This window comes from Bacillus sp. M5A3_1b (genome assembly GCF_053345335.1).
This window is the reverse complement of sequence record NZ_JBKEZY010000017.1, coordinates 1-17935: the sequence shown is the minus strand read 5'-3', so window position 1 is coordinate 17935 and position 17935 is coordinate 1. Positions and strand designations below refer to the sequence as shown.

The following is a 17935-nucleotide window of genomic DNA, read 5'->3' as shown; positions in this document are numbered from 1 at the left end:
TGAGAAAAAAACTGACATAAAGACCAAACAGTGCAAAATACCATTTACCATACCAAACAAATTACGATTCTCTATTCTAAATAGATATCCGTTTAAAATTTCGTTTCACCTATTCCAAATAGAATTCGTTCACAGAATACTGCTATAGACATGACAAAAATAGTATTTTCAACGATTCATAGTTGTTTTTATCTCTTCTAATCTCCAGGGACTATTCTTGCAGAATACGAAAAGAAAGGTGGTGCGAGTTAGTGATATTTGAGTTAATAAGTTCAGCTGCAGTCGGTGGTGTAGTCTTTCTATCAAAAATGCATCAAAAAGGAGCAACAAATGACGCTTCCAAGATTCAAAGGATTTGTGCTAATTGTGGTTTGAAAGTAAAAGAAGGGAAAGAGACCAGGACTATACAGCTGCTTCGCAAAACGAGAAATGATTGGGGAGTTGAATACGCGTATAGGATTCCACTTGGTCTTAGCTTCTCCGATTTCGAGCAAAAGATGCAACATTTAGAAGATGGATTAAATCATAAGAGCAAAGTTTATGATTTCAAACTGCAAGACTTCAAATCTCTCCGCCTAAGAAAAGATATTTTAAAACAAATACAAAACATCATAAACAAGAAAAAACTCGTTAGAAAGGAGATTGAGTTGTCTTACGATGGGTTATTGAAAATACGAGTTTACGAGAAGGGGATTCCTGATTTCGTTAAATTTGAAGAGGATATGATGAAGCAATGTAAAGGCTGGGAGGTTCCGATTGGTTATACAAGGGACGGATTGGTAAAACACGACTTTGATCAACTATCACACATGATATCAGCCGGCATGACGGATATGGGGAAATCGAATGTATTAAAACTCATTATTACAGCCCTGGTACGTAACCAATCAGAAAATATAAAGCTATTCCTTATTGATTTGAAGGGTGGTCTCTCTTTTAACCGATACCGATTCCTAAATCAAGTCGAATCAATTGCGAAAAATCCCGAGGAAGCCCTAGAGACTCTAAAGGAATTGCAAGATAAGCTGAATGCTAGAAACGAATACTTACTAGAAAAAGGATACGAAGATATAAAAGAAGCGGGAGATCTAATCAGGTACTTTGTGATCGTAGATGAAGCAGCCGACATAGCGCTATATCAGGAGTGCAAGGACATTATTGTTGATATAGGTCGTCGTGGCAGGGCAGCAGGATTCCGCTTGGTATACGCGACACAATACCCAACAAATGAAGCCTTACCATCGCAGCTGCGACAAAATATAGGCGCTCGCGTTTGTTTTAGATTACAGACAGAAGCAGGGAGCCGTGCCGTACTAGACGAGGGCGGCGCAGAGGGTCTTCCCAATATAAAAGGAAGGGCAATATACCAAACAAATGAGAAGAAGGTCCTACAGACGATTTATATCAATAATAAACAAATTGATAACATCATAAAGCCACACATCAACATCAGAGCAAGAAAGGAGCATGAAGATGCAAAAACTAGCCATGAAGGAAGCGAGAACGGAAAGTATACTCTTGAGCTTGAAGAAACTCGGCTTTCTTAGTAGAAAGCAAATCCAGGTACTTCATGATCTTGGCGGCGACAGGAATGCTTCTCGTGTGATGAAAACTCTAGAGGAATATGTTTCTAGCTTTAGGGATGGGGAGAAGGTGTACTATCTCAACAAAGAAGGGCGCGAACGTATTGGGAGCAAGAAAATACTCAAGCGTTCGAATCAATTCCGCCACTACATCATGCGAAATGATATCTATATAGCTTACGAATGCCCGAAAACGTGGAAGCAGGAAGTAAAAATGAATGTGAAAGGTATCGTTTCTATAATTGCAGATGCACTATTCACGGATAATGGCCGTTACCACATTGTAGAAGTGGATCATGAGCAAAAGATGAGCGCGAACCGTATCAAGATGCAAAAGTATCGCAAGTTAATTGAATGCAATGTATTTGAGAAGCCACCTAAATTTATTTGGTACACCAAAACGGAATATCGTAGAAAACAACTTCAGAAGCTTTGTGAGGGATTGGATTGTAACATCTTTACGGTTACTGATTTCCATTAAAAATAGGGAGATGGTCCATATGGCAGCAGAGACAATGAGCATCAAAGATTTTATGGATGGTAACTACGGGGCAAAGAAAAAGTGGAGCTTGTTCAAAAAGAAAGCAAAAAAATACGCACCTGTCGCAGTGCGCGTTTCATTAGTAATCGGTAGTGCTATTATATTCAGCAACATTATAGATATTCCGTATGTATTTGCGGATGGGAATAACCCAGATGTGAATGAAGTATTTAAAGACGTACAGTCCAACGATGGAGCAATAAAAAATTATATAGATGGCCAGTTATACAATCGTATTGTAAATGCATTTGAACCGGTTATCTTCTTAATTAAAGCAGTATCCTATCCGATAGCATCCGTTGTAGCGTTATGCGGTGGGCTATTTATTATGGTTGGTAGCCAAGAACGGGGATTCTCACTAATAAGTCGTGCAGGGATCGGCTATATAGTGGTTCAAATGATTCCATTGTTTATGAGATTACTTGTTGAGATTGCTAAGGCTATATAATTATGGATAAAAAACTCTGCTTTTGCAGAGTTTTTTTTAAAACATTAGTAATGGTTTTATTTTTATATAAATTTAATTTAATATTATACAACTTGATATCATTTAAGTTTGAAATTCGGATAATCACTGTAGTTGATTTGGCCGGGATATTTTTTTTCAATAGTTACTTTTATACTAGTATTATCTTGATTGATTGCGTCACGACGATCGGCCAGTTGACCATTTGAATTTATGGCATCTAGGATATTTTTATACTGTTCTAGCGTAAACTTATCTAAATTAGATTTTATATAACGAGAAAATCTTAAATCACCTGAATCATAACTTTTACTTTCTTTAAATAGTAATATCATAAAATCTAAGTACTCATTAACATAACCCTGGGCATTTGAAAAATTATATAAGAAATCAATGTCGTCAGCCCCTAGTGGCAACAGAGTGTATTCTTCTTGCTGGATTCGTTCATGTAGTAGTTCAAAGTGATTTTCAATATTTTCATTTAAATAAACACTTTTTGCAAAAATCGCAACATCTTTAGCAGCCTTTTCTTTAAGAATTATCTTATATTGTTCTTCCATTAAATTGTATAGCTTAGGATTAATTGAGAAAAGTGCTTGCACACAGTATAAAATTAATTCGTTATCATGCGAAATTTTACTAAAATAAGAAGTCTCATTTCGAATCAATTCTGAATACTGGTATGAGTTTTTTTCGAACATAATTTTTAAAGCTCGAAAATTAATGCGTCGATTGTCATTTGATTTATCATCCTCTAATCTAAATACGAATTTCCATAAATCTTTGAATAATTTTTGATTTAATTGGTCATTAATATTACTTAAATACTTATTATCTAAATATCTTTCTAAATCGCTGTTTTTCACCAAAATATCTTTTATTGATTCAAGATCCTCTAAAAAAGTTGTTGTTAATTTATTAGATAATAGTGGTGATTTACATAAAATACCTTCCAACATATTCCGCATATGTGATCTTACATTTTCTTTATTAGGTCTAAATAGGATATCCAATTGGTTTAAAACAGGGTGAGCAGATAGATGTCTATGTTTTCTTAAATATAAGAGGTTTTCATGATCATATCCTTCTAATAAATTAGTTCTTTCAATTACCTCTTTAATTAAAGTACCTTCCCAAGCGGGGCTTGTGGGACTTTGTTCTTGCTCAATTTTAATATTATTTAATATCTCTGAGGCGGTTCTATCATTATACTTATCTTCTAATTCTTGTAATTTATAAATCAAATCACAAATTACAACAGAGTATAACATTACGACTGCGGATCTATTATTACCATTTGCGTATGAAACAAGTACTTCTTTAAAATATTCTTTTGTTTTATAATGATAAATTTGCTCAGCTAAATATTCTATTGAATCTGTATACATAAGAAATCAAACGCTCCTTATCCATGAAAATTATTTTTTAAGCATAAGCTTGGTTATTTAATTATTGTAGCAAATTATGGAATAGAATTACATATCGCAATATATTTAAAGGAATTATTATGAAGTTATTGAATATTCCCACTAGGAGGTGTTGTGACGTTATGACGGACGAAATTGTTTATTCCGCTAGTGAAGTATACAAAAGGCTAGGAATATCCGATAGCACCCTTAGAAAGTACATGGAAGTATTACAACGAGAAGGATTCACTGTGAAGAAGGATAAGCGCGGTAGACGGGAATACTCAGAAGGCGACATTATAGTTATTGAGAGACTAATTGAGTTAAGTAAGCATGACGGTATGACGCTAGAGAAGGCAGCGAAGATGATAGCGCAGCAAATAGAAAAGATTAATCCGGATCTGATTAAAGAAGAACCGAAGGAAACAGACATAATCCCATTCCACATTCAAGAACAGCTCCAGCAGCAGTATGGCGTTATGGCGCAAGAAATGAAACAGGGTATGTTGGCAATGGAGATGCGATTGAGTGAGCAGGCAAAGCAGAGTAACGAGGAAATCAAAGCGAGTGTAGAAGCGCATAATGAACGAGTGGAAAAACGATTGGAAGCGCGGGATGAGACGCTGATGAAGACACTACGTGAGATGCAGGAAACGAAGAGAATGATGCAGGAGTTTCGGGATGAGGTTGCTGCTGCGAAAGAGAAGAAAAAGCCTTGGTGGCGGTTCTGGTAATGAAAAATCTCTAAGTAAGTAGAAAAGTAAGAAAGGCATGCTTTTCTACTTACTAATGATTCCTAAGGTCCTCCTGCTACGTTACCAGTAGTTTGTCAGAGTTTTAGCGAATATATATATGTAATTCAACTAAAGAAAATAGAATAAAAAAGCCACCAGCAAATGTTAAAAATATTAAGGAAAAAATTAAATTTGGAATTAATAATATCTTTATGCATTTCTCTTTACGTAAGGACCTAATTGAAAAAGTAACGCCGATAGTTAGTGGAGTGATAAACGCAAAAAATATATAAGTAAGATCACGAATAGTATCTTCTGTGGAAAATCTTCCAGGAACGGGGTAAATAAGTTCATACATATAAGCATTATAAATATATAAAGCTATGCAAAATATAATATTTGCTCCAATTGCAATACATGAATTTTTTAACACTTTCATCTGTCTACTCCTTTAAGTAAGTCATTCCTGATATTACTACAAATAAGAAAATTTTACATCTTAATATTATGTCGAATACAAATTAAAAAAGAGTTCCTTCGAGATACATGTAATATCAAATTTTGGTATAAAAAAAGCCGTGGTGGAAGTTCTGGTGAGAGGAAGAAAAGCAGGAGTATTTGTTTTCCTGCTTAAAATAAAAAGATACAAAGATAAAAGGATAAAAAGATACATGTATCTTTAGATACAAGGATACATAATAAAAAGTACCCCTGATATAGGGATACTTCTAGTATTTTATAGGTCTGTTAGTAATTCGAATTTTCTTTTTTGATCCGAAGTTAGTTCATTTTCTACATAACTTTTTATAAGTATATCAATTATTTCGTGAGCATATTTGGTATTTGTAAGTTTATTTAGAGCATCAAGTTGTTCCTTGGATTGACTAGAAATTTTAATACTACCCTGTTGGTTTTTAAAATTCTTTTTTCCTGGTGTTTTCAATTTCTCCTCTGTATTCGAATCCAAGCTGTTAGTAATAGGTGTAACGGTTACTACAAATGAATTATTCTTATTCTCCACAGATACCACTCCTATTTAGTAATCACTTAAGCTATTTATTATTGGATGTTATGTTTTTTAAAATACGTTGCTCACGCTCAGTTAAATTATTAGCAATGTAAAACTCTAAAATTTCATCAATAAATTCGTAATTTTTCAAGCTCTTCATTGTACAAATGGTTTTAATTTTGCTGAATGATTCGGGAGTTACTTTTATGTTCTTTCTATCTTGTGCTGTTAAAACTTTCTTTTGGGGTGTGGTATTGTTATTTGTACTCTGAACATTTCTTTCTGTATTAGCAGATTGCGTTATCTTCGGTTCTTGCGGTGTTTCCCTTTTGATTAAAGCCACTTATGTCAATCCCCTTCCCTAACTTAGTAAGTTTATTTTCTACGAAATACTTTTGTGTATATCTATATCCCGGTTCAATATCTCCCTCGGTTTCGAAAAGGTGAATTCTTTCTTCTAATTCACAGAAAATATCACAGAATAAAGCTAGCATTCTCTTATCATGATGATCTTCAAATTGTAACCCGATTCGTGGATACCATTCTAAACGTGCGTGATTGTTAATAATTGTAGTAAATACATTCTCTTCACCAAAAGTAGCGATTGTACTTTTAACGATTTCTTTGTGTAAGGCACGCTTTTGCTGCAGTAATACAGGAAGTACTCCAGCAACTTGCATTTTTACAAGTGAACCAAAGTCATCAACTAATGTTTGGATGTATTCAAAGATTAAACGTTGACTTCCTTCGTATGAAAATTGTTGAGTTTCTTGAACAACAATAATGTAGTCACTTGCTACCATCGCATTATCCACTTTTAAATCTGTTGAAGGTGGAATATCGATGAATATGTAATCGTAGTTATATTTGATTTTTTCTAGCAATCTAGAAAGGTAAAAAGTCCTGTCTTCAACTGTACTGAATGTTTCGATTAAGAAGTCAGCATATTTCCTCATGTCATATCCGCATGGAATCATGTCTAGGTTTTCATGCAGATGTACAATGCCTGATGATAGGTCTCCTTCTTCAAGACACTTCATTAATGTCTTTTGCATTTCTGTAATATTAAATGATTTCGCCAAGAACGTTGTCCCGTTCCCTTGAAGGTCAGTATCGATAAATAAAACTTTCTTATTAAAGATTAAAGAAGCCACAAGAGATTCCATACACGAATCAGTTGTTTTTCCAACTCCACCTTTTTGTTGGGCGTTAATTATGACGTATCCTTTTTTCACAGGAATCGCTCCTTTTAAATTTGTAATATAATTGTAACAAAGGATAAATGTATCTTTTTATCTTTTTATTCTCGACTTGATGATAACATGAGCTTGTACAAAAAGTAAAAGGATAAATGTATCTTTTTTATGTTTAATAGAACAATTCATTTTTTCGTGTACAGAACATTTAACGGAAATCCTATAATATCAACGATAATCAATGTATCTTTGTATCTTTCTATCTTTTTATCTTTGTATCTAAAGATACACAAAGGTAAACTATGTATCTTTGTATCTAAGGATAAATGTATCTTTTTATCTTTGTATCTTTCTATCCTTTATTTAAGCTTGTTAGATGACGTAAACCCACTTACAGGGGCATTTACAAAGAAAAAAACTTGTTGTAACTTAATACACAACAAGCAACATTCTACAAAACAAAACATAATTTGATATTTTACATAAACGAAGATCCATAAAACAATTGAATATGAACACAAAACAAAAAGCCACTCCCATATGCTAACGGCTACCAACCTTTAGCGGGAATGACTCTTCTAGCAAGTGTACCACCACTTAGCTAGAAATGAACTGTATTAACCGACAGTGTTAACGTTTAAGTAGTGTACCACCACTAACCTTAAACAACTATGCCTTTTCACGAGGCTTCTTTGATATACCCATTTTATCTATTGTTTGGATAAATATCAACTAGTAAATACTAGTTTTGATTATTTTGTAGTCCAAAAGATATATAACGGGCATCTCTAATCCTAGAAGTCTTGTGATTGTACAGGCCATTTAGGAATTTGGGATGCCTTTTTGTTTTTTGTTCGCGTGGAATTGCCTGATACCACGTAAATAAAAACTGATAAGCCGTAATTCCGTGCTTCTATATAGAGGGAACGTGTTACAGGCGTGGCTAGCTGTTGGTCGTGCAGGGGGTACAAAGTATACGCCTACAAAAACAGCATCCCTCATTGGAATCCTGTTCTTCTGGTGAGGGTGGGCGAGAACTTGCCCAGGGACGATTCTCTAAAAGGTTCGGGGGGTTATCGTTAGCATTACGGTGCTAGGGAGTACATTCAGTTTGTCGTGTAGGGACGATATTACAAGGACAAGCCATAGTAAAAGGATGTATGCGGTGAAGATCGCTGAGTGAACAGGGTCTATACATACGGATACCTTATAAGTGACCGCATGGCGAAAACAAGACGCTTATCCATCTATTTTGATCGATTACTTTTTTGTGATCTTTCAAAATAGGGGATAAATCTGCCTTCCAGCCGTATTCCTTAATCGTTCCCACATGATAAAAACCCTCAAAACCTTCAGTCAAGCTTAATTACGAAGAAAAGATGAAAAATGTGAGATTGTTTAAGACCTGGGGGACTTACTGACTAAGATAGAGGAATAAATAAGGGATTTACTACTCACTTGGTTAGAGGATACGGGATGGATGGTAGAATAAGCCTTATTGTTGAATTTGGTTTTAACAATCAGATATAGTACGTGAAATTATTATAATGAGACTAGTTTTAAAAGATAGTATGATTATAGATTCTGTTCTTGTTATACTTGCTTTAAAAGGGGATGAATTATATGCATATGTTTTTTGATAGTATTTTAATGTATCTAGAGCATTATGAAATGCCGTGTACGTTTGTATTAAGTAATGGCAAGTCGTTGAAGGGGAAGGTAGTTGGTAGAGATCAGTATATGATCTATGTGGAAACTGAAGAAAAACAACATTTCTTATTCAAATCAAATGTCATGGATGTTATTCCAAATGAGAAAATTGATTTAAAGAAAGCTAAAGAATCTGTGAAAAACCATTTATCTAAAAAACGAGAACCGGTATCTCAGTAATTCATATTATTCGATTCGATAAGAAGATGCATTCTAAAATTACTTTCTAACTAAAAATTCTGATATGTACAAATTCGCAAAAATATGCTACATTATTCCAGTAATGTTAGTTAAATGAGTGGGATTGTCAACCTACCTCTGGTAAGTTAACTAAAATCAAGCAATCTAAAACAACAATTGCTGTTGATTTTTAGTTCTTATCAGAAGGAGGTGATGCATGTGAAAGAATTGATAGGCGCTGTATTATTGTTTTTCATGGAAAGGTACTTAATTGAGCCTTTCGTTGAATATATAGAACAAAAAACGCGGAATTTATCTATTTTTACATATGTAAAAACCACTCAAGCTATGAACGTAGCTGTAGAGTGGCTAAGAGTGCTAAAGATAGTTACTTTTAGTTATGTTCCGTTCACTCGCTAATTAGCGAGTATTACATAGAACAGGGTGTCTCAACCACTCTGTTCTCTTGTAATTGTGCCTCTGTCTAATGTATATTATACACTCATTTAAAGAATTTTTCATTTTTCTTTTCATGATGCGAAGGAGGAATTGATATGAAAATTGATTTTCTTAAACTATTTATAAAATCAACAATATTATTTGTTTTAGCGTTAGTTATAGCGGATAAATTCCTAGATTATACAGGTATAAAAACGATGGTTTATGCGTTAAGTTTAGCAATAATTATTCCGTTAGTTAGTCTAGGAATAGATTATATGAAATATCATTTCACCGAAAAACACGTTTAAAAGTTAATTTGACGTGTTTTTTTATGTATAAAGAAAAGACACCCAAATAAGAGTGTCTTTTCCCATAGTTTTTAGCAGAAACAAGCAGCTCCAACGATGATTAATAAAATAAATAATACAACTAATAAAGCGAAGCCTCCAGCAAAACCGCCGCCGCCACAGCTACCGCAACTACCACCATAGCTCATATTAATCTCTCCTTTTGGTAAGAGGAAAAAATGAGGTCACTCATGTATTTTAATGGATTCAAATTACGTTATGTTTTTAGAGATTAAATGAGCAGGTCCTTTTAAAAATAAAAAAAAGACACCCTAAGGTGCCTTCCGACTTGAACCAACTTATTTTAAATCGCTTATATTATTTATTAATTAATTTTAAAATTTCTTTTGTGGCTTCCAATTTAACAGTTTCATCCTCAGAATTTTTCATTAAGTATTTTAATGTTTCTAATGATTCTTTAAGTAGTTCGTCTCTATTCTCAATTTCAGTTGTTTTTGGTTGTTCGCCAGTAATAAATTGTTCAATTTCAGCTTCTTCCCAAGTACCGCTAAAACGACCGATAGTACGAATGTTTTTTAATAAGGATTGAATTTTGGCGTTACACTTTTCAAATGGAACCTCATTAATCCATTTAATTGATCTTGTGTGAGGCATGTAATCTTTTAAATATTTCTCTTCCCATTTGTATTGTCCAACCTCACCTATATAAACTGTATCTTCTTTACGGATAAGTACAATATCCCCTTCATTCATTACATTAATAAATGAGTTAACTAATCCTAAATTTGTACTTAAAGATTGACCCTCATATTTATAAGCTGTTTTAAGTTTTTCACGAATTTCATCAATTGTAGCCCCTTCTAGATTTCCAGTATCACACCAACCTATCGAGATGAAATTATCTTTTCGAAATACAGGAAATCTCTCGATGTTATGAGGCTTACTGCGGAACATAAAAATTTGCTTTTTCATTAAAAATTCCTCCCAGTCGATTATAGTTACAATAAAAACGAAAACACTATTTTGTTTATTAGTTGTAACTTAGTTATTACTATACAATAACTAAGAGTGTGGAGTCAAATAAAAAAAGCACTCTTTTTTGAGTGCTCTAAAATCTATATTTTGTCGAATAACAATAAAAAAGACACCCTAAGGTGCCTTGAACTATCCTATTATAATAAATATTGGATTATATTCATTTTGAACACTGTCATAGTAAGGGTTTTTAGTCCTTAGCATCTATTTTTATTTTCGATATGGTGATTTTCTTTCTGTGTACATGTACACACGTATTATTCTATATGAGCAAATTTAACTTTACTTGGATCTAACTTTGCATTTATAACTTTGACCTTTATAGAATAGGTAGCTACTTCTAGAGAATTTATAGGGGCTGAAAATGGTTGAAAAGCTGAATGCTTATGATTAGGGATAGTGGCACTTGTTACATAGGATAGGTCATCTCTTAAATTATAAAACTCAAATACTACACGGCTTGGTTCTTGTTCATTAGCCGAACTTACATCAGCAATCCCAATAAAAGTATTAAAATAAGGGTAGTATCTTATGGCATCCCCATCATAAAGCCAAAATTCACTTTCATCTACGGATGATTTTTCATTATTAATTTGAGCGGAAACTGTATTCTGATCAGGACTATAAAATGCACCAAAGATTAGAAACCCCATACTCATTACCGGAATAAGAATTCTTTTCTTCAATTTAACGACTCCTTTGATTACAGTTTTTAACAACTTAATAATACTGTTTTTCCTTTAAATTGTAAATATGGAAAAAATTTATTAGAGAAGTAAAAATGATATGTATAAAAACAAGAAGCACAAAAAAATAACCTGCCTAGTCGGGTTATTTTTTTGTGAGATTGCGCCCATTACCTTTTTTGTGGAAATTCATAAAGAAAAGACACCCTAAGGTGCCTTCCTCCGACTTGAATTATCTTAACTTTAAATTATATCATTTTTTATATTGTAATAACATCTTTTTATTTTATACAAATATATAGCAATCAATATAAAAATATGACATTATATAACATGAATTTCCGTTTTATTTAATATTTTTCCAAAGGAGGAAGATTTGTTTTGAAGAAGTTGTTTTCATTTTTATTATTTGTATTTGTAATTTTTTCAGCGAACAATATTTCATTTGCTGATGAAGTTATACCATTTAACAAATCGTTCTTTGCATATAACGAGCCATCGTTTACATCTGCAAAGGGAAATGGTGGAGCTCAATATGGACCTCAAAAAGCGCTAACTGTAAAAGAGAAGCGTTCAGATGGTTGGTGGAAGATAGGAACTTGGGAAGGCGATAAGTGGATTAATACTGATGGGGAAAAAAAGAAAATAGAGAAACCCTATATTACTTTTGCTGAACCTAAATTCTCATCGCCAAAAGGGAACAATGGTAATGTTATAGCACCTCAAGTAGTTACGGTGATAGATGGACAAGAAGATGGATGGTTAAAGATTCAAACAAATGAGGGGGATAAATGGATCTTTCCCGATTCAGAAGCAGTAAAAGTAGATAAGAATTTCTATGCGTATAATGAACCTTCATTTACATCTAAAAAAGGACAAGAATATGCACCTCAAAAATCGCTTGTTGTAAAAGAAAAGCGTACAAATGGTTGGTGGAAAATAGCTACTTTTGAGGGAGACAAGTGGATTAATCTTACTGGGGAGCAAAAGAAAATAGAGAAACCGTATATTACTTTTGCTGAGCCTAAATTCACATCACCAAAAGGGAACAATGGTAATGTTATAGCACCTCAAGTAGTTACGGCGATAGATGGACAAGAAGATGGATGGTTAAAGATTCAAACCAATGAAGGAGATAAATGGATTTTCCTTAATTCTGAAGCGGTAAAAGTAGATAAAAATTTCTATGCGTATAATGAACCTTCATTTACATCTGAAAAAGCAAGTGGTGGAAACCAATATGGGCCACAAAAATCACTTGTTGTAAAAGAAAAACGTACAAATGGTTGGTGGAAAGTAGCAACTTATGAGGGTGATAAGTGGGTTAATCTAGATGGGGAGTTAAAAGCATTTGATAAACCATTTTTAGTGTTTTATGAGCCTGCATTTGCATCTCAAAAAGGAAATATGGAAGTACCTTATAGCCCTACTACTATTAGGGTAATTGAGGGGAATACTAAAGGATGGTTGAAAGTTCAAACTTGGGAAGGCGACAAATGGATGTATCCAGGCGTTGCAGAGACAGTAGCAGTTAATAAAAACTTTTATGCTTATAACGAACCGTCGTTTATATCAGCTAAAGGCAATGGAGGAAATCAATTTTCACCACAAAAATTCCTTGCTGTAATGGAAAAACGTCAAGATGGATGGTGGAAAGTGGTTACATATGAGGGTCCTAAATGGGTTGCATTGAATGGTGCTAAAATGGATATATCAAATAATCTATATTATGCATATAATGAGCCTTCGTATTCTTCTGATTTAGCAAATGGAGGAATGCCATATGGACCACAGACTATCAAGGTTTTAGAAGAAATTCCTAACGGATGGTTGAAGGTATCTACATGGGAAGGTGATAAATGGATTAATCTTATTGGAGAGAAGGTATGTAAGAAGATTAATTCAAATGTTCAGCGTGCATCTATTTCTAAAGCAGCATTAGCTGATAATGAAAAGCAACTAAATGCTAATGGCGAAAATGTGAATGTAGTAAGTTCTGTAAATAAAATAGATTTATCTTGGAATAAGAGGAATATTGTATCGAAATATAAGCTAAATAAACTAAATGATGATGGTAAATGGGAAGAGATTTGGAATGGGACGGAAACACAATTTTCTGTTACTAACCTAGAACCATCTAACGTATACACTCTTAACTTAATATCCTATGATAGTAATGGAAATGTCTTAAATGAAAGCAAAATTAATGCATTTACATTAAAAGACAAGGATGCGAAACTACAGTATTCAGAAGGGTTACGCAGTACATCAAAGGCGGATGTTAGTAGAGCAGCAACAGATGAAAGTAAAGTAGTCTATCCAATGGCAGATGCGTATATTAATTCTGTTGAATCTGGTGGAACTGCTAAATTAACATGGGGAAATGTTCCGGCTGATAATAATGCTTATGAAGTATATCGAGATGGTGAGTATGTTACAACTACAACTAAGAATGAATTCATAGATACTCAAAGATCAATTGTACAAAAAGCAAATGTAAGTTCTGGAACATCAACAGAACAAGATCCATATAGAACATTTTATGATGTTAAATCAGTTAAACAACTACCATCTAACATGATAGAGGAAAAAGTAGATGCTTTAAAAGCGAAGGGAATTACTCTTACAACTCATCAAAAAGAAGAATTAGAGTGTGAAGAAAAAAATCTTTCTACATTTGTAGATAAGGCTGGTTGGTCTTCGATGACTAAGCAGGATAAGTCAACTACGAATCTCGCAGCAGCGGGTTTGAATTATGATATGGGCCTTAAATTTAGGTATCAAACATTTATTCCAGATGCTTACGTAGATGCTCCTTCGTATATACCTGATATGATAAGTGATTTTAGAACTTTTGAGGGAGATAACAGAAAGTATTTCACTTATTTTTCAAATAGTTTTAGAACTAGATTAGATGTTACAGCTACATGGAGTTATAATGGGACTACAGGATCATTCAATCCAGCAAAAATAGTGACAAATAGAGAGACTGGACTCACAACAGGATATAAAAATGATGGGACCGCTGTAAATGGCAAAGCAAATGCAGACAGAGATTTATTTGTATTTGTCAAATCAGCTACATCCAGACAGGCTCAATTTATTATGAAGACTGCATCGGCTAATCCCTTAGTTCCAGGTGCACCGGTTATCGATGCATATGCTCATGTAGTTGTTAATAGAAATGGTAGTGGTGCAACAGCTGGATACCATGATAGAGCACCAAATCATGAGTTTTATGCGGCTTTTTACGTATCTCATAAACCGCAAATTTATAATCCAGCGACTTTACATACATCTGAATTAAGTCGTAGATTAAAATTTACAGCATTGTTTCCGTTTGTTCCGCCTATAGAATTTTTAGCAAGTTATCCACAATTGATTGTAAATGAATAGTTGTTTATGAATGTATAATCATGATAATTTATTTAAAAAATCTCTTCGCATATTGGTGAAGAGATTTTTTAATGAAAGCTGCAACTTAAGTAAGTTTCCTTCTACTTGATTATTACCCAGAAATTTAACATACGGCTAAATTAAGTTCTAGATGGGAATTTTAAGCTACCTATAGAGTTTGTAGCAGGTTATCCAGCGGCTGTTGTAGATTGATAGAGATTAGTTAAATATGTTGCTTAGAAAAACTCAGTTACTATAGGTAGCTGTCTTTTTATTTAGGGAGAATAAGGTTTTGTTAATTAATAAAATAATTTAGAATGTTGTATTATAGGAGGAATCGACAGTGTATTTTTTAAATAGAGGTGATTATAATTGAGAAAGTTTATAATCCCGTTTGTATATTCTTTATTAAGTTTATTTATCGCAATGAGTTTCCTTCAACTATACTATGATATTAGAATAGCTGAAGCAGAAACTGTTTCTATTATCTTTGATACTCTTTTTAATAATATACTGCAAATAACAGTTGTTGTTGGTTGTGTTGGAATTCCTATCGTTTTATTTGGGTGTATCCTTGGAGAGTTATTATTTAGGTACTTTATTTTACCTTTTAATTTAAACTATATTATTTCTATAGTATTGTATATTTTCTTAGGTGCAGGAATAATACTTGTAATTGGGTTTATAATAGCTGGAGGAGTTCGGATCGTATCTGAAGATATAAGATTTATAATAATGGCTAGTATTTGTTCTGTTACATTTTTTGTGAGCAGGAATAGATATGAGAAAAAAACATGACATTATAGTCATGTTTTTTCTTATTGTAGCTTGTATTTAATTTATATTAACTTGTTGAGTATCTCTGCATCATTTACATAAAAAAGACACCCTAAGGTGCCTTCCTCCGACTTGAACCATTTTAATAATAGGGGTACCGCCAGCATTTCGGAAAAAAACCACGCTAAGAGTATGCAAGATTATATACAGTTTTTTGGCTAATCCAGTAACTAACGAGAAACCTAAAACCGCACCATAATAGGAATGTATAAAAAAATGCATAGGTCCATAGAACGAAAGAAGGAGGTTCCCTTGTGAGAGTAGGGTTCCTCCTTTATCCTTGCTACCGATAATGAGACGTTATGTTAACCTCACATGAATATGATATACAAGATAAGAGTTAAGAAACAAAGAAAAAACACTTCTATTTATGGTAAAATTTGTTATAAAAAAAGGGAGGCGAAGTAAAGTGATTGGTGAATTTATTGCTTGTATAGTTGTTGCTTTAATTATGATTATTATGGGTTATCAAATCCATATAAAAAAGAAACTATGGCTCATTGCAGGCTATCAAGAAGAAACATTCGTGGGTGATAAAGAAAGATTAGCAAAGATATTTGGATTTTTTTCGTATGTTATAGGAATCGCAACTTTTTTATTACCTTTTGGATTAGAGAGTATAGGAGATATTGCTGCTATTATTTTTACGATATTAGTAATTTTAGGCACAGTATTAGTAATTGTGTGGGCAAATCTTATTAATAAACATTCATAAATGTAACTTCCGCTAACGGTAGTTATGTAAATAAGCTGTCCATCTGGACAGCTTATTTTTTGCTTAGCGTGGTTTTTTTCCGAAATGCTGGCGAAACCCCATGGCTATCAACCTAAAATTTTATAGTACCCCCAAAACGAGAAAATTGGCATCTCCAGGTGAAAATATACATTTTTTGTTTTGGGGCAACTAGTTTCATTAGCTTGATGGGCATATTGGTGGAACCCCGAAATGGACATTTGAATAGATAATGCCTTCCTTAAAATAACCTTAATTAAAACATAGTTTTGATAATATATGGAAAATAAATGGTACAATTTTCTGGTATAACCTAAATAAAATTTATTTTAGAAAAGGGGTAGAAGGGAAATGTTCCAGAAGTTCAAGTTTTATTTAATGAGCATTTTAATTAGTTCAATGTTAGGCGGAATTATTATAGGTGCTAATTTCTTGGTCCATAACATATATAATTTAGTTGCAGGTAAAGAATATCATTTTAATATGTGGTCTTCTATTATTATATTTAGTGTTGTATTTATTTCGGGTTTCTCGTATGCGTTGAAGAAGGGGCCAGATATATTTGTTAATGATTAAACCAATAGCAATTATTGTAGGCGCTGCCGTGATCTGGGTGGCGTCTTGTTTGTTGTTAAGGAAAGATAACAAAACTAAATTTCCTTAAAATGAAAAAAAACGCTATTCTTTCTGTAGAATCATAGGAAAGGATGGCGTTTTTTTATGTCTGTTTCTGTGTCTGACGAATTACAACTATTTGCTCAAGAGATTCAAAGTTTTTTATCTCCAAATGCCTTACGGGATCTTGCTAGAGATGTTGGTTTTGTACAACGAACCAGTAAGTACCAAGCAAAAGATTTAGTAGCTTTATGTGTATGGGTGAGCCAAAATGTAGCTATGACTTCTTTAACTCAGTTATCTAGCTGTTTAGAAGCATCAACAGAAGTACTCATCAGTCCTGAGGGACTGAATCAACGGTTTAATAAGTCGGCCGTCCTACTCTTACAACAGCTACTAGCCGAACTACTAAGCAAAAAATTGGCCGCATCTATGCCGATTTCTTCTCCATACACTTCTGTTTTCAAGCGTATTCGTATTTTAGATTCAACTGCATTTCAACTCCCGGATGTATTTTCATCGGTTTATCCAGGTGCAGGAGGATGTAGCCATACTGCTGGGATAAAAATTCAACTTGAGTATGATTTGTTAAGCGGACAGTTCCTACATATTCATACAGGTCCAGGTAAACAACATGATCGTACTTACGGCTCTCTGTGTGCCCCAACTGTGACGGCAAATGATTTATGTATCCGAGATTTAGGTTATTTTCATTTAAAAGACCTTCAATATATACAAGATAAAGAGGCCTACTATATCTCTCGTATCAAGTCGAATACACGTATGTATCAAAAAAATCCTAACCCTGATTATTTTCAAGATGGAAGAATTAAGAAAGGTACAGAGTATATACAGTTAGATATGGAGATGTTACTGAACTCTCTTCAACCAGGACAAACATGTGAAATAGCTGATGCTTATGTAGGAATGATTGATAAAGTGCCAGCTCGTGTAATTGTTCATCGATTAACAAAACAACAGCAACAAAAACGATTACAAGATCAAGCTGTAAGAGAAAAAAAGAAAGGAATGAAGTATTCTCCTCGTAGTAAACGACTC

Annotated in this window: 20 protein-coding genes; 12 read left to right on the top strand and 8 right to left on the bottom strand. The window is 33.5% G+C overall.

The window, feature by feature from the left end; genetic code table 11:
* Positions 1-251 precede the first annotated feature (251 nt).
* The 3 genes from ACLBWW_RS27215 to ACLBWW_RS27205 are packed head-to-tail and all read left to right on the top strand — an operon-like array spanning position 252 to position 2572.
* A complete protein-coding gene (locus ACLBWW_RS27215; protein WP_447614337.1) occupies positions 252-1547 on the top strand; it encodes an FtsK/SpoIIIE domain-containing protein in 1296 nt (431 codons plus the stop codon).
* Complete coding sequence (locus ACLBWW_RS27210; protein WP_447614373.1) at positions 1519-2064, top strand: replication-relaxation family protein; 546 nt, start codon at positions 1519-1521, stop codon at positions 2062-2064. Before ACLBWW_RS27215 ends, ACLBWW_RS27210 begins: the two co-directional genes overlap by 29 nt.
* A 19-nt stretch (positions 2065-2083) precedes the next feature.
* Positions 2084-2572, top strand: coding sequence for a hypothetical protein (locus ACLBWW_RS27205; protein WP_447614336.1), 489 nt, complete (start codon positions 2084-2086; stop codon positions 2570-2572).
* A gap of 98 nt (positions 2573-2670) precedes the next feature.
* Here the strand turns inward: ACLBWW_RS27205 and ACLBWW_RS27200 are convergent, their stop codons facing one another.
* Positions 2671-3978 (bottom strand): hypothetical protein, encoded by a 1308-nt coding sequence (locus ACLBWW_RS27200; RefSeq protein ID WP_447614335.1) that lies wholly within the window; start codon positions 3976-3978, stop codon positions 2671-2673.
* Between the two features lie 161 nt (positions 3979-4139).
* Between ACLBWW_RS27200 and ACLBWW_RS27195 the strand changes: the two genes are divergently transcribed.
* Positions 4140-4730 carry a DUF3967 domain-containing protein gene (locus ACLBWW_RS27195; protein ID WP_447614334.1) on the top strand — a complete coding sequence of 197 codons (591 nt, stop codon included), beginning with the start codon at positions 4140-4142 and terminating at the stop codon, positions 4728-4730.
* 103 nt (positions 4731-4833) lie between these two features.
* Here the strand turns inward: ACLBWW_RS27195 and ACLBWW_RS27190 are convergent, their stop codons facing one another.
* From ACLBWW_RS27190 to prgP, 4 genes are all read right to left on the bottom strand, one after another.
* Positions 4834-5169 carry a hypothetical protein gene (locus tag ACLBWW_RS27190; RefSeq protein WP_079004476.1) on the bottom strand — a complete coding sequence of 112 codons (336 nt, stop codon included), beginning with the start codon at positions 5167-5169 and terminating at the stop codon, positions 4834-4836.
* Positions 5170-5466: 297 nt separating this feature from the next.
* Entirely contained in the window at positions 5467-5751 is a 285-nt protein-coding gene (locus ACLBWW_RS27185) for a hypothetical protein (RefSeq protein WP_098191901.1), read from the bottom strand.
* A 31-nt stretch (positions 5752-5782) separates the two neighbouring features.
* A complete protein-coding gene (locus tag ACLBWW_RS27180; protein ID WP_098123987.1) occupies positions 5783-6082 on the bottom strand; it encodes a hypothetical protein in 300 nt (99 codons plus the stop codon).
* Entirely contained in the window at positions 6027-6974 is a 948-nt protein-coding gene (prgP, locus tag ACLBWW_RS27175; protein WP_098155700.1) for a ParA superfamily DNA segregation protein PrgP, read from the bottom strand. The genes ACLBWW_RS27180 and prgP overlap by 56 nt, the downstream gene beginning before the upstream one ends.
* Positions 6975-8558: 1584 nt before the next feature.
* Between prgP and ACLBWW_RS27170 the strand changes: the two genes are divergently transcribed.
* The 3 genes from ACLBWW_RS27170 to ACLBWW_RS27160 all read left to right on the top strand — a co-directional run bounded on the left by ACLBWW_RS27170 (position 8559) and on the right by ACLBWW_RS27160 (position 9574).
* Positions 8559-8825 carry an RNA chaperone Hfq gene (locus ACLBWW_RS27170; protein ID WP_447614333.1) on the top strand — a complete coding sequence of 89 codons (267 nt, stop codon included), beginning with the start codon at positions 8559-8561 and terminating at the stop codon, positions 8823-8825.
* 213 nt (positions 8826-9038) lie between these two features.
* Positions 9039-9245 (top strand): hypothetical protein, encoded by a 207-nt coding sequence (locus ACLBWW_RS27165; protein ID WP_447614332.1) that lies wholly within the window; start codon positions 9039-9041, stop codon positions 9243-9245.
* Positions 9246-9379: 134 nt separating this feature from the next.
* Positions 9380-9574 carry an ABC transporter permease gene (locus ACLBWW_RS27160; protein ID WP_447614331.1) on the top strand — a complete coding sequence of 65 codons (195 nt, stop codon included), beginning with the start codon at positions 9380-9382 and terminating at the stop codon, positions 9572-9574.
* Between the two features lie 71 nt (positions 9575-9645).
* Here ACLBWW_RS27160 and ACLBWW_RS27155 read toward each other — a convergent pair whose 3' ends face one another.
* The 3 genes from ACLBWW_RS27155 to ACLBWW_RS27145 all read right to left on the bottom strand — a co-directional run bounded on the left by ACLBWW_RS27155 (position 9646) and on the right by ACLBWW_RS27145 (position 11295).
* The gene (locus tag ACLBWW_RS27155) at positions 9646-9762 is read right to left on the bottom strand and encodes a YjcZ family sporulation protein (protein WP_087949372.1); all 117 of its coding nucleotides are present in this window, start codon (positions 9760-9762) and stop codon (positions 9646-9648) included.
* 169 nt (positions 9763-9931) lie between these two features.
* Positions 9932-10546: a hypothetical protein gene (locus tag ACLBWW_RS27150; RefSeq protein WP_064469457.1), complete on the bottom strand. Its 615-nt coding sequence runs from the start codon at positions 10544-10546 to the stop codon at positions 9932-9934.
* A gap of 320 nt (positions 10547-10866) precedes the next feature.
* Positions 10867-11295, bottom strand: coding sequence for a hypothetical protein (locus ACLBWW_RS27145; RefSeq protein ID WP_098221389.1), 429 nt, complete (start codon positions 11293-11295; stop codon positions 10867-10869).
* 381 nt (positions 11296-11676) lie between these two features.
* On the opposite strand from ACLBWW_RS27145, the gene ACLBWW_RS27140 reads away from it, so the two are divergent.
* The 5 genes from ACLBWW_RS27140 to ACLBWW_RS27120 form a co-directional block, all read left to right on the top strand.
* Positions 11677-14691 carry a DUF3238 domain-containing protein gene (locus ACLBWW_RS27140; RefSeq protein WP_447614330.1) on the top strand — a complete coding sequence of 1005 codons (3015 nt, stop codon included), beginning with the start codon at positions 11677-11679 and terminating at the stop codon, positions 14689-14691.
* A gap of 372 nt (positions 14692-15063) precedes the next feature.
* Positions 15064-15489, top strand: a complete 426-nt coding sequence (locus tag ACLBWW_RS27135; RefSeq protein ID WP_064469453.1) for a hypothetical protein — start codon at positions 15064-15066, stop codon at positions 15487-15489.
* Between the two features lie 448 nt (positions 15490-15937).
* Positions 15938-16243 (top strand): DUF3784 domain-containing protein, encoded by a 306-nt coding sequence (locus ACLBWW_RS27130; protein WP_098064467.1) that lies wholly within the window; start codon positions 15938-15940, stop codon positions 16241-16243.
* Between the two features lie 369 nt (positions 16244-16612).
* Positions 16613-16837 carry a hypothetical protein gene (locus tag ACLBWW_RS27125; RefSeq protein ID WP_000486589.1) on the top strand — a complete coding sequence of 75 codons (225 nt, stop codon included), beginning with the start codon at positions 16613-16615 and terminating at the stop codon, positions 16835-16837.
* A 144-nt stretch (positions 16838-16981) separates the two neighbouring features.
* A partial coding sequence (locus ACLBWW_RS27120; protein WP_447614329.1) for an IS4 family transposase occupies positions 16982-17935 on the top strand: 954 nt, incomplete at its 3' end.

Coding starts and splice junctions, on each gene's coding strand:
- ACLBWW_RS27160 (WP_447614331.1), top strand. CDS start 9,380: ATGAAAATTGATTTTCTTAAACTATTTATAAAATCAACAATATTATTT.
- ACLBWW_RS27125 (WP_000486589.1), top strand. CDS start 16,613: ATGTTCCAGAAGTTCAAGTTTTATTTAATGAGCATTTTAATTAGTTCA.
- ACLBWW_RS27190 (WP_079004476.1), bottom strand. CDS start 5,169: ATGAAAGTGTTAAAAAATTCATGTATTGCAATTGGAGCAAATATTATA.
- ACLBWW_RS27170 (WP_447614333.1), top strand. CDS start 8,559: ATGCATATGTTTTTTGATAGTATTTTAATGTATCTAGAGCATTATGAA.
- ACLBWW_RS27165 (WP_447614332.1), top strand. CDS start 9,039: ATGCATGTGAAAGAATTGATAGGCGCTGTATTATTGTTTTTCATGGAA.
- ACLBWW_RS27155 (WP_087949372.1), bottom strand. CDS start 9,762: ATGAGCTATGGTGGTAGTTGCGGTAGCTGTGGCGGCGGCGGTTTTGCT.
- ACLBWW_RS27205 (WP_447614336.1), top strand. CDS start 2,084: ATGGCAGCAGAGACAATGAGCATCAAAGATTTTATGGATGGTAACTAC.
- ACLBWW_RS27195 (WP_447614334.1), top strand. CDS start 4,140: ATGACGGACGAAATTGTTTATTCCGCTAGTGAAGTATACAAAAGGCTA.
- ACLBWW_RS27150 (WP_064469457.1), bottom strand. CDS start 10,546: ATGAAAAAGCAAATTTTTATGTTCCGCAGTAAGCCTCATAACATCGAG.
- ACLBWW_RS27200 (WP_447614335.1), bottom strand. CDS start 3,978: ATGTATACAGATTCAATAGAATATTTAGCTGAGCAAATTTATCATTAT.